The organism is Marinobacter salinisoli, assembly GCF_017301335.1.
GTDB classification, from domain to species: Bacteria; Pseudomonadota; Gammaproteobacteria; order Pseudomonadales; family Oleiphilaceae; genus Marinobacter; species Marinobacter salinisoli.
Window position 1 is genome coordinate 1,515,773 of sequence record NZ_CP071247.1, and the last position, 15,882, is coordinate 1,531,654.

Genomic DNA, 15,882 nt, shown 5'->3' on the forward strand with positions numbered 1-15,882 from the left:
GGCACCGTTAAGGCCTGATCCGGTGAATGGCCTTTTTTAGCGCCCCTTCCAGTGCGTTCAGCACGTCATCGGTGAGCGTCGACTGAGCGTGATCCGCCGCTGTTTCCTGACTGTCTTCGTTGCCGAGATCGGCAGCGGCCGCCTCGATTGCCGACAGGCTTTGCTCCACATACGACGCCAGCGATTCCCCTTCCGGTACCACGTCCGGGCACAGCGTGAAGTTGACCGTCAGCTGACCCTGGTAGCTGACCGCGACGATTACCAGTCCCAGCCCGTCGAACAGGGGGGCTGTGTTGTACTGCTGGATCAGGCGGGCGCCCTGCAGGTACAGGGGAACCTGAGGCCCGGGCACATTCGTGATCGGCAGGTTGAAGGCTGGCTGATAGCGCTGCGCCACCTGCAGTTCTGAGTAGAGTCGAGCCGATAACGCCAGCAGGGTAGAGGGCAGTAACTCTGTCAGCCGGTCTGCCGCAATAGCCTCACGGTAGGGCTCGGAAACCACCGCATTGCGATGGATATTGCGAATCCGGATTGCCGGATTGTGCTCGGTGGTGGATAGGTCGAGCAGCATGGCCGACATCTGGTTGCCGGTCGCCCTGCGCAGGCTGCTGGAGCGCACGGAAATCGGGGTCATCGCCACCAGAGACTTGCTGCCATCCGCGCCCTGAGCGTTCATGTAGCGCCGCAAGGATTCAGCGCACAGACCCAATACGACGTCATTGAGAGTCACACTGCCGAGGTTCGCCTTGATGGCTTTGAGTCGCGACAGCGCCACGCTGACCGAGATGATCTGACGATTGGCGGTCACCTGGCGGTTAAACGGGCTGTGGGGCGCCGAAAACAGCGGAAACGGCATGGGCAGTTTGCGCAACTGTTTCTGGATTACGCCCCGTGTCGTGGCCTCCATGGCATTGAACGCCAGTGATGTGAGCTGGAACGGTGTTTTCAGCAGGTTGGCGCCGGCCTGTATCATTACCCGCTCCTCTGACGGTGCCGGGCGTGGGTGCCAGGGCCGTGGTGGATGGATAGGGCGGGGCTCCGGGGTGTACTCGAGCAATTTGCTGATGATGTCTTCGCCGCTGAAGGCGTCGATAGCGGCGTGGTGCAGTTTGACGATCAGGGCGAAGCCCTGGCCTTCGGATGCTTCGTCCAGATGGAAGCCATCCACAAAGGTGATGTGCCAAAGGGGGCGATCCCGCTTCAGCGGTTCTTCCATGATTTTCGACGCCAGGCTGGTCAGGTTGGCGCGGCTGCTGTTGCCGCCCAGATTTACGTAGGCCAGATGGCGCTCGATACTGAAATCGGCATCATCAATCCAGTAGGGACGGCCAAGGCGCATGGGGATTTCCTTCATCCGCTGGCGGAACACCGGGACGACATGCAGCCGGCTGCGAAGGTAGGCCACGAACGTGCTGTAGGTCAGCGGGGTTGTCTGCTCGCTGGCATCAAACAGGTAAATTCCGCCGATATGCATCGGGGTGGTTTCTGATTCCAGATACAGAAACGAGGCATCCAGTTCCGACAGCTGACGCATCAATGAACTCCCTTACGATTTGCGTTCGCGCAGTATAAACGAGTCATGTGATTTTTCGGTTGGCTTGGGCGTCTGATTGTCCTTGTTTGTGCAGTGATGCGAAGTTTTAACTCGCCAGCCAGGTGGTGATGGCCGGATCGGTGCTCAATCGGTCCCAGAACCACATCAGAGCCTTGCCTTTGGCCTCGCTGTGTCGGGCGAGGTGCAGCACAACCGGGGGGCGTGGTTCGGCCACGGCTTTGCTCACCAGGGTGCCGCTCTCCAGCTGCTCCTGTATGCGGCCTCGGGGCAGCCAGCCCACAGCCAGTCCGGCCTCCTGCAGGGCGATCTTTTGCTCGACGTTGGCAACCGTCAGGGTCCGTTGCCGGCTGAAGATGCCTGCGTGCCCGTGGGGCAGCGAGCGGGAGGTGTCTGCCGCCACCGCGGCCGGGTATCGGGCGATGTTTTCCTCGGTCAGCGGCTCACTGAGGCCGGCCAGGGGATGGCTGGCGGCTACGGCGAACTCAAACGGCATCTCGCCCAGTATGTGGGTGGTGTAATGGCCCGCCGGCTTGCTCAGATGATCGGCGCCCACAACCAGGTCGACGCGATGGTCCTTCAGCGCATCCCAGGCACCGGCAAAGACTTCTTCGACAACCTGCACATCAACCGGTACGCCAAGCTCGCAGAACGCCTTCAAAGCGGGAAAAAGGCTCTGCGCGGGCAGCAGCGAGTTGATGCCGATGCGCAGACGGGTTTCCCAGCCCTGGGCCACCTGCCGGGTGGCATGGGCCAGGTTTTCGGCGGCCTCAAGCAGGCCCCGCCCTTCCTCGAGGAGGTAGCGGCCAGCGGGGGTGAGTGCGGCCCGATGGCCGCTTCGATCGAAGATCGCAACGTCCAGATCCTCCTCCAGTTTCTGGACGGTGTAACTGATGGCTGAAGGTACCCTGAACAGTTCGCCGGCGGCCCCTGCGAAACTGCCCTTGCGGTCAATAGCGTCGAGCACCTTCAGCGCGTCGATGGTGATGGCTGTATGCATGTTCGAATTATCTGAGGAAGTTGGCCAGAAATGCTTGTTTGAGAGGTTAGCAGGGTCGCCGGTATTCTGCTGCTAAATTCCTGATATGAACAGTATGGAGGTGGCTGATGGGCCTGCTCGTCGATGGGAAATGGCAGGACAAGTGGTACGACACGGATAAAACCGGCGGAAAATTTGAGCGCGAGTCGGCACGGTTTCGCAACTGGGTGACCGACGACGGCCGCCCGGGCCCGGACGGTGACGGTGGATTTGCGGCCGAAAGCGGCCGCTACCACTTGTACGTGTCCATGGCGTGCCCCTGGGCGCACCGTGCTCTGGTGTTCCGAAAGCTGAAGGCTCTTGAACGTCACATATCGGTATCGGTTGTAAGCCCTGATATGCTCAAAAACGGCTGGGAATTCCTGTCGGACCATGAGGCGCACCGTGATCACCTGTACGACAGTCGCTTCCTGCATCAGATCTACACCAAGGCCGCTGCCGACTACACCGGGCGCGTGACAGTGCCGGTGCTCTGGGATAAGCACCAGGAAACCATTGTCAGCAATGAGTCTGCCGAGATCATCCGTATGTTCAATTCGGCATTCAACGATCTTGAAGGGGTGAGGGCTGACCTGGATTTTTCGCCGCAGTCACTGCGCGAAGACATCGACCTGGTCAACGAGCGCATTTACCACACCGTCAACAATGGTGTGTACAAAGCGGGCTTTGCTACTGCCCAGGATAAATACGAGCAAGCCTATGATGAGCTGTTTGAAACCCTGGATTGGCTTGAGCAGCGGCTGAGTGACCAGCGCTATCTGGTCGGAGATCAGTTGACGGAAGCCGATTGGCGGCTATTTACCACGTTGATTCGGTTCGATGCCGTGTATTTCGGGCATTTCAAGTGTAATCGCAACAGAATCGCGGACTTTCCGGTGCTCTCGGCTTATTTGCGGGACCTTTATCAGGTGCCCGGCGTGGCGGATACGGTCGATATGGGGCAGATCAAGCGTCACTATTACTTCAGTCACACCATGATCAACCCCACTCAGGTGGTGCCCAAAGGGCCCGCGTTGGACCTGGAGGCCCCGCACGGTCGGGATCGACTCAGTTAACGCGCGCGACCGCGAGTTCGCTGAGTAACTCCATCGCGGTTTTGTGGGGTGAGGCCGAAAGGGTGTTCAGGCACTCATTTGCCTTCGCGGCTTCATCCCGGGCTTTCTGCATGGTGTACTCAAGGGCGCCGGAGGTTTCGACAATCTCGCCGATGCGTGACAGGTCCTCCAGGCCACCCTTGCGAATCGCCTGGCGGATGAGGTTCGCATCGCTGTCGCTGCCATTCGTCATGGCGTAGATCAGGGGCAGGGTTACTTTGCCTTCGGCCAGGTCGTCGCCGACATTTTTACCCATGGTTTGCGCATCACCACGGTAATCCAGAACGTCATCGACCAGTTGAAAGGCCAGGCCGAGGTGCCGGCCATAATCTCTCAGTGCCTGAACCTGTGTATCGCTGGCGCCGGCCAGGAGGGCGCCGGAATGGGAGGCAGCCTCGAACAGCTTGGCGGTTTTGTCGTGGATGACCTTCAGGTACTGGTCTTCCGTCAGGTTGGGGTTCTTGACGTTCATCAGCTGCATCACCTCGCCCTCGGCGATGACCGCGGTGGCGTGGGAGAGCACGTCCATGATGGCCAGGCTCTTGAGTTCCACCATCATCTCGAACGCCCGTGCGTACAGGAAATCGCCGACCAGAACGCTGGGCGCGTTGCCCCAGCGGGCGTTGGCCGTGCTGCGGCCCCGGCGCATGTCCGAGGTGTCCACGACGTCATCGTGCAGCAGCGTCGCGGTGTGCAGGAATTCAATCACCGCCGCCAGCTTCAGGTGATCGTCCTTGTCATAGCCGGCTGCCTGGCTGGAAAGCAGTACCAGAAGGGGTCTGAGTCGTTTCCCGCCACTTTCGATCAGGTACTGGGCGATCTTTTCCACCAGGGGGACGTTGGAGCCAAGCCGCTCGAGAATCAGGTCGTTTACCCGGCTGAAGTCCTCGGCCACGGTGTCGTATATACGCTGGGCTGTCATGCGGCTTGTGAATCCTTGATGCTGCGTTAGGTGGTACTGGTAGTAAGCAAAAAACAGGGCAGGTCGCGGCAATGCTAGGTATTACCGGCTTTAGTGTCAACTTGGCTTGTATTGGCCGGCGGCTTTTCGTACAATCACGCGCCCAACTCATCCCAACCTGCGCTCCCTGCTATAGGGTTGCCGAAGTGCTTCCCTTAGAACCAGGTGGATAAGAGCAGGGATGGGTCAATCGCGGAGAAGGTAAATGTACGCAGTTATTGTTAGCGGTGGTAAGCAGCACCGTGTGAAAGAAGGCGAAACTCTGAAGCTGGAAAAGCTGGAAGTTGAAACCGGTGCCAGCGTTGATTTCGATCGCGTTCTGCTGGTCGCCGACGGTGACAACGTTAAGGTTGGTGCTCCGGTGGTTGACGGTGCCAAGGTTACCGCTGAAGTGGTTAGCCACGGTCGTCACGACAAAGTGAACATCATCAAGTTCCGTCGTCGTAAGCATCACATGAAGCGTCAGGGCCACCGTCAGTGGTTCACTGAAGTCAAGATCACGGGTATCAAGGGCTAAGGCTCTCGAATTACCCCTTAAATAAGGAGGCTGGTAATGGCTCATAAGAAGGCAGCAGGTAGTACCCGTAACGGTCGCGATTCCGAGTCGAAACGACTTGGTGTCAAGCGCTTCGGCGGTGAAGCTGTATCTGCAGGCAGCATCATCGTTCGTCAGCGCGGCACACGTTTCCACGCTGGTAGCAACGTAGGCATTGGCAAGGACCACACCCTGTTTGCGAAAGCAGACGGCCAGGTGAAGTTCGAAGTCAAAGGCCCGCAGAGCCGCAAGTTCGTGAGCATCGTTCCGGCTGCGTAAGCAGCGGCGATCCGGTTCTGTCGAACCTTGGGTAGCGTTGATATGCTGATATAGTCAGTATCAATGATGCCCGGAGCCCCGCAAAGCTTCACTGAGGCTGCGGGGCTTTTTAGTTTATGCGCGTAGCGCAAAGGGTTTATCCATGAAATTCGTAGACGAAGCCACCATCATCGTTGAGGCCGGAAAAGGCGGGCACGGCTGCCTCAGCTTCCGGCGTGAAAAATATGTCCCCAAGGGTGGCCCCGACGGCGGCGACGGTGGGGATGGCGGCTCCGTATATCTGGAGGCGGATGAGGCGCTCAATACGCTGATCGATTACCGCTTCCAGCGTAAGCACAAGGCTCAGAATGGTGAGCCGGGCTCCGGGCGCAATTGCACGGGGACAAAAGGCGAAGATTTGGTTTTGCCGGTGCCGGTCGGTACCACGGTGGTCGATATGGATACCCACGAGGTACTCGGTGATCTGACCAAGATTGGTCAGCGCCTGAAGGTCGCTCAGGGTGGTTTTCATGGTTTGGGCAATACCCGTTTCAAGTCCTCGGTGAACCGGGCGCCGCGTCAGACCACCAAGGGGTCGGAAGGCGAGCTGCGTAACCTTCGGCTGGAGCTGAAGGTGCTGGCGGATGTTGGTTTGCTGGGGATGCCCAACGCGGGCAAATCCACTTTTATCCGGTCCGTATCGGCGGCTCGTCCCAAAGTGGCGGATTATCCGTTTACCACGCTGGTTCCCAATCTGGGTGTGGTCAGTGTGCAGGCTCATCAGAGCTTCGTCATTGCCGACATTCCCGGTCTGATCGAAGGGGCAGCCGAGGGCGCTGGACTCGGTATCCGGTTCCTGAAGCATCTGGTGAGAACCCGGCTGCTGCTGCATCTGGTGGATGTGGCGCCTTATGACGGCTCGTCCCCGGTGGAGTCGGTCAGGGCCATTGAGCATGAGCTGGAAAAGTTCAGCGAAACCCTGGCAAACCGTGATCGCTGGCTGGTGCTCAACAAGGTCGATATGGTGGCGGAGGAAGATCGCGACGCCCAGTGCCAGGCCATTGTTGACGAGCTTGACTGGCAGGGACCAGTGTTCCGTATTTCCGCGCTTAGCGGCGAAGGCACCAAGCCTCTGGTTCAGGCGGTGATGCGCTGGATTGAAGAGCAGGCCGAGGAAGAGGCCCAGAATCCGGAGATTGCCGAGCGCGAAGCGGCGCGACGCCGTCAGATGGATGAAGAGTCGCGAGCCCGTATTCAGGCCGAGCGCGAGGCTCGCCGGGCAGCTCGCGAAGATGGCAATGACGATGATGACGACGACTTCGATGACGATGATTACGACGTTGAAGTGGTTTACGCCCCAGAATGATCTGAGAGACACGCACGCATCATGAGTGAACGTACCCAGCTGCGCCAGGCCCGTCGTCTGGTGATCAAGATCGGAAGCGCCTTGCTGACCAACGATGGTAAGGGTCTTGACGTGGCATCGCTGGGCTTGTGGGTGGATCAGATTGCCGAGCTGATCAGCGGCGGCGTTGAGGTGGTGATCGTTTCCTCCGGTTCCGTAGCGGAGGGTATGAGCCGGCTGGGCTGGTCTGAGCGGCCAAAGCAGCTGCATCTTTTGCAGGCTGCCGCAGCGACCGGTCAGATGGGGCTGGTGCAGACCTGGGAAGCGCAGTTCAAGCGTCACGGCTTGCACAGTGCGCAGATACTGCTGACTCACGATGATCTGTCCGATCGCAAGCGCTACCTCAACGGTCGTAGCACACTCCGTGCGCTGCTCGACGTGGGGGTCGTTCCCATCGTGAACGAAAACGATACCGTGGTCACCGATGAAATCCGCTTTGGCGACAACGATACTCTAGGAGCCTTGGTGGCCAACCTGATTGAGGCTGACGGGCTGGTCATTCTGACCGACCAGCTTGGGCTCTTCGATAAGGATCCCCGAAAGCACGCCGATGCTTCGCTGGTCACCGAGTGCAAGGCCAGCGATGCATCGCTCGATGCCATGGCAGGGGGCGGCGCTGGTGCCCTGGGTAGGGGCGGGATGCTGACCAAGCTGCGGGCGGCTCGGCTGGCCGCGCGCTCGGGTGCCTTTACGGTGATTGCTGGCGGGCGCATTGAGCATGTGATCACCCGGTTGCGAGACGGCGAGGTGCTGGGCACTTTGCTGTTGCCAGAGCAGGGGCGCACTGCCGCTCGCAAGCAGTGGCTGGCGAGTCATCTGCAAACCCGTGGCCGGCTGATTCTGGATGACGGCGCGGTACGGATGGTCTGCCTCAACGGGCGCAGTCTGTTACCGGTGGGTGTGAAAGAGGTGTCGGGCGCATTTCGCCGGGGTGAAATGGTGTCGTGTGTGAACTCCTCGGGCAAGGAGGTGGCCCGGGGGCTGGTCAATTATGACGCGGCTGAAGCCCGGTCTATTGCGGGCCAATCCAGTGACCGCATTGTTGAGGTTCTGGGCTATGCGTCGGGTGAGGAGATGATTCATCGCGATAATCTGGTGGTTGTCTGATAGGTCTTTGGAGTCGTCCACCTGACGGTTCCAGCGGCTCTTATTTAAGCATCCTGTTAGCCTAGTTCGCAGTCAGCTCATATTCTCAAGCCCTTCACGTCACCTCCCGGTCAAGCCTCAGGTCTTAGGTTTTCCTGATCCCCCCAAAGAAGCGTATTGAGCTTTCTCCATCATTGGCCCTGCAAGCACAATTTTTTATCCACTTGCCGCAGAGCATGCCTGGCGCCGTCGTTAAGTAGCGTCTGATCAACAGCATTGAGCAATAGTATGAACTGCGTCTCATTTTATAGGCGTTGCTTCGATTTATTGCCTTTGCCTGCTGACCCTGCACGTTCTTTACACTATACCTTTCAATTGTAACAAAAATTTAACAATGGACTGCGTGCGGCCTAACCGGTAGATGTCCTCGAATTTGAGGCTATAAGGGGCGGTTGCTGGCAGGCGGTAAGATGACGTGAGGGAATATGTCGACTCTAACGGAAGGCCTGTCGGGTGCTGAAGAGTGCCGGTTTGTAAATTCCAGTTGCCAGGTGGCGCAGGGAATCAGTGTTGTATTCGTGCTGTTACTGGCTCTTGCGCTGTCTGCTTGCGGTGGGGATTCCGGCGAATCCGCCGACGGAGCTGATTCTGGCTCGGTTGAGGTGACTGCCGGGGAATTGCCAGCGATTTCCAAAGTTGCCTCCCTGAGTCGCAACTACGTTGAGGTTGAGTTCGCTCACTCAGCGGACACCGAAGTCTCCAGTAATCCTCTGCACTACAACGTCACGTTATCGAACGGTAACCGGGTGTTGGTGGTCGCTGCCTACCCGGGAGCGGAAGGTAAAACCGTTCTGCTTCAGCTTGCTCCGGAGGAAGAAGATATCCAGTTGATTCCGAACGGAACTCTTCAGCTGGATCTCGCAAATGTTAACGATGAGCCCGTTCTGTTCATCGGTGATGGCAGCGAGGAGCCGCGGCTGCTGGCGCTCACGTCCCTCAGTGACACCGTTGTGATTTTGCGCTTCAGTGAGCCGGTTTCGGATGCGGCCGGTGACATCAAGAACTATCGCCTGACATCCAATGCCGGCAACGGTCTCAAAATTACCCAGGTTGTCTTGGGCGCTGAGGCCGATACCGTTGTCTTGACCACGGAGTCGCAGGATGATGCCTACTACAATCTGGAACTGAGCAAAGTGACAGGACTCGTTAGCAGCTTGCCGCTGTATATGCTGCCTTCCGACAAGACTTTCCTTGGCATGTCCCTTGAAACCGCAATCGCGGAACCTCCGTCCGTGGTCAGCGCGGCATCGTTGGATAACACCCATGTGCGGGTCACCTTCAGCAAGCCGATGAGCGAGCAGACGCCAGGCTCTGCAACCTTCTCTATTACTCAGGCCAATGTGAACCCGGAATCTGGCGTTCTTGAGGTGCTGGAAGCTCGCTTTGCCAGCGCGGATCAGCGAGTTATTGAGCTTACCACTCGATCCCAGAGTGAGCTGACCTACCAGGTTGCCGTGACCAACGCCACCGACATGTATGGCCAGCAGTTGAAGGTTAACGATGGCGTGGTCTCATTCGGGACCGCCAATACGGCCATCTTTGCCGGAACGCCTGCTGGTGCGGCTGAGCTTGTGGATTCCGATGGCGATGGCCTGTACGACAGTGAGGAGCAGGCCGGCACCATTGTCGTGGTGGAGATGGCGAACGGTGAAATCATTACCCGGCAGGTAACCAGCGACCCCAGCCTCGCCGACACTGATGGCGATGGCCTCGACGACTTCCTGGAACTGCAGTTCGGCATGAACCCCCGGGCTACCGACACCGATGGGGACGGCATTCACGATAATCTCGAGCTGAACAAGGTCTACAGCAACCCATTTGCCCAGGACAGTGATCTGGACGGTTTGCAGGATGGTTTCGAGCATTTTGATCTCAAAACATCGCCGGTACTGGCAGATACCGATGGCGATCAGCTGGATGATTATCGGGAGTTGTTCGAACTGAATCGTGATCCGCGGATTGCCGACGTGCCCAGGCTAGCCATCAGCGTGGGTGACGTTCGGCTTCAGCTTGACGAGCGGTTCAGTTACACGGATGAAACCGGTGAGGTGATTACGGAAGAGTCCAACACCAGCACAACGTTGACCCAGAGTGAAAATACTTCCTTCACGAGAACCGATGGCGGCACAGATGAATGGGGAGGTGGCGGTGGCTTTAGAACAGGCTTTGGTAATGGCAGTTTTTTTGGCGGGGACAAAGGCGTTTCCGGTGGGATCGAGGTCACTGGCTATGTGTTTGATACCAATAACACCAACTGGCAGACAGACAAAGCATCGGCAAAGGAATCGCAAGAGGCCTATGAACGATCACAGACGAAGGGCCAGGAGTTGAGCAGTACTCAAACCGTGTCGCGCGAAGTGATCGGGGCCAGTATTGATGTCCCTCTGAGTATCACCAACGAGGGAAATGTTCCGTTTACCCTTCGCAATCTGGAAGTGACCGTGTTGCAGCAAATTGGTGGTCGCGACAGGTTTTTACCGGTGGCCACGCTGGTATCGAGTTCCGAACTCGCCACCGGGTCTCCGCTGACCATTAATCTGGGCGGTGGCACAAACGAGCGTGGGCCCTTCCTGTTCACCAGTCGCGAAGTGTTCCCGAATCTGGTCGAGAGTCTGATGCGCAACCCGGCTTCGCTGGTGTTTCGCGTCGCCAACTACGATGTCGAGGATGAGCTGGGGCGCAACTATACGTTTATCAGTCAGGTTGCCCGGGACCGCACCGGCAGTATCGTACTGGATTATGGTGACGCCGGCGCCGCTGAAAATTACCTGCTGGCCACGGCGGGCGTCTTGCAGGACGATCAGTACCTCGGCGGATTCAGCCCATCTGGGCGGGCGCTGGGGCTGCCTCTGAGTTACCTGCTGGAATCGACGATTGGCTTGCCCCGCCACCAGAGCACTCAGGACTACATTTCCGCCGGCTTTGACGGCGTTCTGAATACGACTGCCCAGGGTGATGACGTTTTGGATGCGGGTGCTCAGGTGATTCGGGCAGGCGCCAACGGTTGGCTCGAAACGCCACCAGCCGGCGACGACTACATCGCTAATCCGACCGGTGTCAGCGGCATTATTGCGGGCCTGAATAAGACCGCCGACAGTATTGCCCAAGGGGATGATATCCAGCTGGTTCCTGTGGGTACGAGTGGTGTCGGTCTCGGTACGGTTGTTATTGGTCCCGGAGAGAACGGTGTGCTGGATACGCCTGCCAAAGAGGACGATATTGTTGATTTTATAGGTGGTTTTGAAACCAGTCGCACGTGCTCGGCATTTTCAGACAACGCGGGGGCAATTTGCCGGGTCGACGGTGAATGCCTGAGCGGCTCGTGCAGCGGCCCCCAGAAGCTGGCGCGGATCAAATCCCTACGCAATGGCGATTTTAACCGGGGCTGGGTGATTCTTACCTCCGGCCAGCTGCCGGATGCCGCCGATTTTGATCAGATTACCGTTGAACCGGGCGACAACCTCAGTCTGGCCTTTTTGCAGGATCTGGATCGCGACGGCCTGTTTGCCCGCAACGAGTTCCTGTTTGGGTCGACCGACAGCGACCGTAACCGTTTTGACAACAGGCTTTTTGGCCCGGATTTCGCGGGAGAGCCGGCGGGTACTGATGTTGTGCCGGATTCCGTGGACAGCGACCAGGACGGTTTGAGCGATTTCGCGGAAGTCTTTGTTGGCTGGAAGGTTGCCGTAGACGGCGGCGCCTTGCGCCAGACCTTTTCTTCGCCCCGATTCGGCGATACCGATGGCGATGGTCTTTGGGATATTGAAGAACAGGATCTGCGGGGCTTTTGCGAGCCTGATGACAGCCGTAAGCAAGCACTTTGTGCCTTCCAGGGCGACGATCCGGTCATTCAGGCGGACGCCATTGGTATTATTGCGGGCGCAAACAAGACTGCGGACACCACGGCCGTGGGTGATGATGAGCAATTGACACCACCGCAAGCGGCTGGCCTGGCCTATGGTACGCCGGTTGTCGGGCCTGGCCCTAATGGATTGTTGGATACGGCGCTTGCTGGCGACGATGTCTACGAGGCCGTATCCAGTATTCCGCCCGCGACCGACCCGGCTGAGCCGGATACCGACCGGGATGGCGTTTCGGATTTCACGGAGCTTGATGGTTTCGATGCCTTGCTGGCCATCGTCGACGGTGGCAACGGTGCAGCGGAGTCCCTCGCCACCGGCGACGATATCCAGCGCGCTTTCATCAACAATCCGGTGCCTTCCGGCAACGTCATTATCCTGCCGGGAGCCAACTCCTTTATCGATAGCACCCCTGCAGGGGATGATATCTTGCGCGAAGCCCAGACAGTTCTGACCGATCCGCTTCGCCGGGATAGCGATGATGACTCGGTGGCAGATGGCAGTGAAGTTGTTCGCGGTTCTGATCCGACTGTGGACGATAGGGCGGATTTCTTTGACGCGGATCAGGATGGTTTGACGGATGGCGAGGAGGATTTAGGCTGGCTGGTTTCGGTAAACGGTGGGGCCGGGTTCCAAGTTACCTCCAGCAAGTCGTTGCCAGATACTGATTTCGACGGCTTGCCGGATTTCGTCGAGCGTGATCTCCGCACCAATCCGCGTAGCGTAGACACCGATGGTGACACCATCAGTGATTACGACGAAGTTGCTGATCTGTCCAAGTACCTCAGTATTGCAGCGCTGTATCCGAATATGAACATCATATCGGCCAATACCGGTGGCTATGGTACGGACCCCACAAAGTCAGATACGGACAATGATGATTTGTCCGATCAAGTGGAGTTGATTACGGGGTCGAGGCTTAGCTTGCCCGGAGAAACTATGGCAACCACGGTTTTCACGTCGCCCATTTTCGAAGATACCGATCTGGATGGCCTGCACGATGGTGATGAGATTGCTGCTCAGACGGATCCGACCAATGCAGATACCGATGGTGATGGTCGTAAGGACGGCGCAGAGGTTCTGGTAGGCACTGATCCGCTGATTCCTGACGTCGCTTTTCAGGTGGTCATGCGTGACATTCTGCACAACGGCTCCTGCTCGGATGGGACCAATAATGACGATAACTTCGACGGTGAGGTCATGTGGTGGGTAGTGCTGACTGATCCACAAACCGGTGAGCGGGTTCTGCTCTCAGACGCATTGGATGCAGAGTATCTCGACATCATCGATGACGATCCTCTTGATGGAGCCTGGTTCCTGACGCCGACAACCTATGTTGGTAATGACTATGGGGGGAGGACGGATGTTCCCTTCTGGTTCTCTCTGGAGCCGCGGGCCTGCTATTACAAGCGCTCTAACGGTTTCGACAATGCATGGTTGCGGTTTGACAAGCGCTCACGGGTTTTCACCATGTCCCCGGGTGACTCGTTCTCCGTGGAGGGGGTCTTCATTGAACTCGATAACGACAACGTGTCGCAAGACTGTGGCCTGCCTCCGCGTTTCATTCCGCCGACACTCGTGGCCAGCAATTTTTACCAGAGACTGAGAAAGCGTTATGACTATTCCGATCTGGCTAATTCCTCTGGTCGACAGACTCTGGTCGGCAGCGATGCGGAGGATATTGTGAATACAGGCTCGTGTAAGATTGATTTCCAGATTGATATTGAGGTGGTAGGAGATCAGGGGCCCAAGCGGGGCGGCTTCGAATCACCCTAGTGGTATTGGGTTTTATTGCGATAATAAAAAAACCGGCCATTCGGCCGGTTTTTTCAGTTCTGAAGGAAAGCTCGCTTACGCGCTCTTCAGAGCCTTGATCTTGGCGCTCAGGCGGCTCTTGCTGCGAGCAACCTTGTTCTTGGCGAAGATGCCCTTGTTGACCATGCTATCCAGGATAGGCTGGGCCTTCTGGAAAGCGGCCTGCGCTTCTTCGTAGTTACCGGCTTCGATAGTCGCCTGTACTTTCTTCACGTAGGTACGAGCCATGGAACGCAGGCTTGCGTTGTGCTTGCGGTTTTTCTCGTTCTGACGAGCGCGCTTCTTGGCTTGCGGGGAATTTGCCACCGTAAAACTCCTAAAAGTTCTGAATTCGTTGCTGAGTGATTCGTTACATCACGGGCGCGCTACAAAAACAGCGCGTCGAAATAAATGACGCGGAACTATGCCGTTGCGCCCCCCAAATGTCAAGACTAAAACCCAATTCATGCCGCGGCCCGCAAGGCCTGTGTTACACTCGCCGCACGCCGAGGCGGGGGTTGGGCAAAAGCACGTAATTCCCGAAATGCTGCCCGGATTTCCCATTTTTATGAACGTCAGGACCAGACCGACGCACCCATGTCATCGCAATCAGAGAATTCCGCCGAAAAACAACAACCACCCAAGGCGCCCGGGCTGCTGAAATCCTCCGGTGTGGTAGGCATTATGACGATGCTGTCGCGGGTGCTGGGGCTGGTTCGGGACATGGTCATCGCCCGCTATTTCGGCGCCGGTGCCGGGGCGGATGCCTTTTTCGTCGCGTTCAAGATTCCGAACTTTCTCCGTCGCCTGTTTGCTGAGGGCGCGTTTTCCCAGGCCTTTGTGCCGGTGCTGTCGTCGTATCGGGAAAAGCAGGATATCTCGGACGTAAAGCGTCTGGTGGACGCGGTCGCGGGTTCTCTCGGGCTTGTGTTGCTGGCGGTGACGCTCGTCGCCATGCTGGGGGCGCCCGTGCTGACGGCGGTGTTTGCGCCGGGCTTTCTTGATGATGATGTGAAGTTTGCCCTGACCAGTGACATGCTTCGGATCACCTTTCCTTATTTACTGCTTATCTCCCTGACCGCCTTTGCCGGCGGCATTCTCAATAGCTATGACCGTTTTGCGATACCGGCTTTTACTCCGGTTCTGCTGAATCTGGCGATGATTGGCGCGGCGATTTTCCTGACCCCAGTAATGGGCGAGCCGGTTCTGGCATTGGCCTGGGGAGTGCTGATCGCCGGCGCGCTTCAGTTATTCTTCCAGTTGCCGTTTTTGATGCGGCTTGGCCTGTTGCCGCGTCCTCGGGTGGATTACCGGCATGAGGGGGTTTCCCGAATTTTGAAGCTGATGGCACCGGCGCTGTTCGGTGTTTCTGTCAGTCAGATCAATCTGATGCTGGATACCGTACTGGCGTCCTTTCTGCAAACCGGCAGTGTGTCCTGGCTGTATTACTCCGACCGGTTGTCGGAGTTGCCGCTCGGGGTTTTTGGGATCGCCATTGCCACGGTGATTCTGCCGAGTTTGTCGCGCAAGCACGCGGCAGCGTCTGCGGACCAGTTTGCGGCGACGCTGGACTGGGCGGTTCGGGCGGTTCTGTTGATCGGTTTGCCTGCCGCGCTGGCCCTGGCTCTGTTGGCGGAGCCGTTGATTGCCACCTTGTTCCATTACGGCGCCGTGACTGACCGGGATGTGATGATGTCGGCCCAGAGTCTCCGGGCGTACTCGGCGGGCCTGCTGGCCTTCATGCTCATCAAGGTGCTGGCACCGGGGTTCTTCGCCAGGGAGGACACCCGCACACCGGTCAAGATCGGCATCATCGCCATGGTGGCAAATATGGCCCTCAACTTAATGCTGATTTTCCCGCTGGCACACGCCGGATTGGCGCTGGCTACCTCTTTGTCGGCCTGGCTGAACGGTTTCCTGTTGTGGCGAGGGTTGCGCAAGGAAGGTGCCTGGCAGAGCCAGTCTGGCTGGCCAAAGTTCTTCCTCCAGTTGTTGCTGGCAAATGGTGTACTGGCGGCGGTGATCCTTTGGCTCAAAGCGCCGCTGGAGGTTTGGCTGAATGCCGGCGGTTTGGACCGCGCGGCCGATATGGCGGTGCTGGTGGTGGCCGGTGTTGGGGCCTACTTCCTTGTCCTTGCCCTGGTTGGGGTGCGGGTAAGACAATTTCGCCACGGGTAAGGTATAATCGCGCGTTTTCTCACCAGTGGGCCCGTTGACCGGGCTTGAAGGCAGGGAAGC

At 57.9% G+C, this 15,882-nt stretch carries 11 protein-coding genes; 7 read left to right on the plus strand and 4 right to left on the minus strand.

Annotated features, from left to right (window positions below):
- Nucleotides 1–7 precede the first annotated feature (7 nt).
- Together LPB19_RS06895 and LPB19_RS06900 are read right to left on the minus strand one after the other, a co-directional pair.
- Nucleotides 8–1,534: a wax ester/triacylglycerol synthase family O-acyltransferase gene (locus tag LPB19_RS06895; protein ID WP_206645335.1), complete on the minus strand. Its 1,527-nt coding sequence runs from the start codon at nucleotides 1,532–1,534 to the stop codon at nucleotides 8–10.
- Between the two features lie 106 nt (nucleotides 1,535–1,640).
- Nucleotides 1,641–2,552 carry a LysR substrate-binding domain-containing protein gene (locus tag LPB19_RS06900; protein WP_206645336.1) on the minus strand — a complete coding sequence of 304 codons (912 nt, stop codon included), beginning with the start codon at nucleotides 2,550–2,552 and terminating at the stop codon, nucleotides 1,641–1,643.
- 107 nt (nucleotides 2,553–2,659) lie between these two features.
- On the opposite strand from LPB19_RS06900, the gene LPB19_RS06905 reads away from it, so the two are divergent.
- Entirely contained in the window at nucleotides 2,660–3,646 is a 987-nt protein-coding gene (locus tag LPB19_RS06905; RefSeq protein WP_206645337.1) for a glutathione S-transferase family protein, read from the plus strand.
- On the opposite strand, the gene LPB19_RS06910 is transcribed toward LPB19_RS06905, so the two are convergent.
- Nucleotides 3,639–4,607: a polyprenyl synthetase family protein gene (locus LPB19_RS06910; protein ID WP_206645338.1), complete on the minus strand. Its 969-nt coding sequence runs from the start codon at nucleotides 4,605–4,607 to the stop codon at nucleotides 3,639–3,641. The two genes, LPB19_RS06905 and LPB19_RS06910, sit on opposite strands and share 8 nt — an antisense overlap.
- Nucleotides 4,608–4,851: 244 nt before the next feature.
- On the opposite strand from LPB19_RS06910, the gene rplU reads away from it, so the two are divergent.
- The 5 genes from rplU to LPB19_RS06935 all read left to right on the plus strand — a co-directional run bounded on the left by rplU (nucleotide 4,852) and on the right by LPB19_RS06935 (nucleotide 13,626).
- On the plus strand, nucleotides 4,852–5,163 hold the full coding sequence (rplU, locus tag LPB19_RS06915; RefSeq protein WP_206645339.1) for a 50S ribosomal protein L21: 312 nt from the start codon (nucleotides 4,852–4,854) through the stop codon (nucleotides 5,161–5,163).
- Between the two features lie 36 nt (nucleotides 5,164–5,199).
- Nucleotides 5,200–5,460 carry a 50S ribosomal protein L27 gene (gene rpmA, locus LPB19_RS06920; protein ID WP_206645340.1) on the plus strand — a complete coding sequence of 87 codons (261 nt, stop codon included), beginning with the start codon at nucleotides 5,200–5,202 and terminating at the stop codon, nucleotides 5,458–5,460.
- A 142-nt stretch (nucleotides 5,461–5,602) separates the two neighbouring features.
- Nucleotides 5,603–6,805 (plus strand): Obg family GTPase CgtA, encoded by a 1,203-nt coding sequence (gene cgtA / locus LPB19_RS06925; RefSeq protein ID WP_206645341.1) that lies wholly within the window; start codon nucleotides 5,603–5,605, stop codon nucleotides 6,803–6,805.
- Nucleotides 6,806–6,826: 21 nt separating this feature from the next.
- On the plus strand, nucleotides 6,827–7,951 hold the full coding sequence (proB, locus tag LPB19_RS06930) for a glutamate 5-kinase (RefSeq protein WP_206645342.1): 1,125 nt from the start codon (nucleotides 6,827–6,829) through the stop codon (nucleotides 7,949–7,951).
- Between the two features lie 464 nt (nucleotides 7,952–8,415).
- Complete coding sequence (locus LPB19_RS06935; RefSeq protein WP_206645343.1) at nucleotides 8,416–13,626, plus strand: hypothetical protein; 5,211 nt, start codon at nucleotides 8,416–8,418, stop codon at nucleotides 13,624–13,626.
- Between the two features lie 75 nt (nucleotides 13,627–13,701).
- Here the strand turns inward: LPB19_RS06935 and rpsT are convergent, their stop codons facing one another.
- Nucleotides 13,702–13,971 (minus strand): 30S ribosomal protein S20, encoded by a 270-nt coding sequence (gene rpsT / locus LPB19_RS06940; protein ID WP_206645344.1) that lies wholly within the window; start codon nucleotides 13,969–13,971, stop codon nucleotides 13,702–13,704.
- A 270-nt stretch (nucleotides 13,972–14,241) separates the two neighbouring features.
- Between rpsT and murJ the strand changes: the two genes are divergently transcribed.
- Nucleotides 14,242–15,822: a murein biosynthesis integral membrane protein MurJ gene (gene murJ, locus LPB19_RS06945; protein WP_206645345.1), complete on the plus strand. Its 1,581-nt coding sequence runs from the start codon at nucleotides 14,242–14,244 to the stop codon at nucleotides 15,820–15,822.
- Nucleotides 15,823–15,882 lie beyond the last annotated feature (60 nt).

Excerpts from the sequence above, each read along its gene's own strand:
- proB (WP_206645342.1), top strand. The coding sequence starts at position 6,827 with ATGAGTGAACGTACCCAGCTGCGCCAGGCCCGTCGTCTGGTGATCAAG.
- LPB19_RS06935 (WP_206645343.1), top strand. The coding sequence starts at position 8,416 with ATGTCGACTCTAACGGAAGGCCTGTCGGGTGCTGAAGAGTGCCGGTTT.
- LPB19_RS06910 (WP_206645338.1), bottom strand. The coding sequence starts at position 4,607 with ATGACAGCCCAGCGTATATACGACACCGTGGCCGAGGACTTCAGCCGG.
- LPB19_RS06905 (WP_206645337.1), top strand. The coding sequence starts at position 2,660 with ATGGGCCTGCTCGTCGATGGGAAATGGCAGGACAAGTGGTACGACACG.
- LPB19_RS06895 (WP_206645335.1), bottom strand. The coding sequence starts at position 1,534 with ATGCGTCAGCTGTCGGAACTGGATGCCTCGTTTCTGTATCTGGAATCA.
- rplU (WP_206645339.1), top strand. The coding sequence starts at position 4,852 with ATGTACGCAGTTATTGTTAGCGGTGGTAAGCAGCACCGTGTGAAAGAA.
- rpmA (WP_206645340.1), top strand. The coding sequence starts at position 5,200 with ATGGCTCATAAGAAGGCAGCAGGTAGTACCCGTAACGGTCGCGATTCC.
- murJ (WP_206645345.1), top strand. The coding sequence starts at position 14,242 with ATGTCATCGCAATCAGAGAATTCCGCCGAAAAACAACAACCACCCAAG.
- LPB19_RS06900 (WP_206645336.1), bottom strand. The coding sequence starts at position 2,552 with ATGCATACAGCCATCACCATCGACGCGCTGAAGGTGCTCGACGCTATT.
- cgtA (WP_206645341.1), top strand. The coding sequence starts at position 5,603 with ATGAAATTCGTAGACGAAGCCACCATCATCGTTGAGGCCGGAAAAGGC.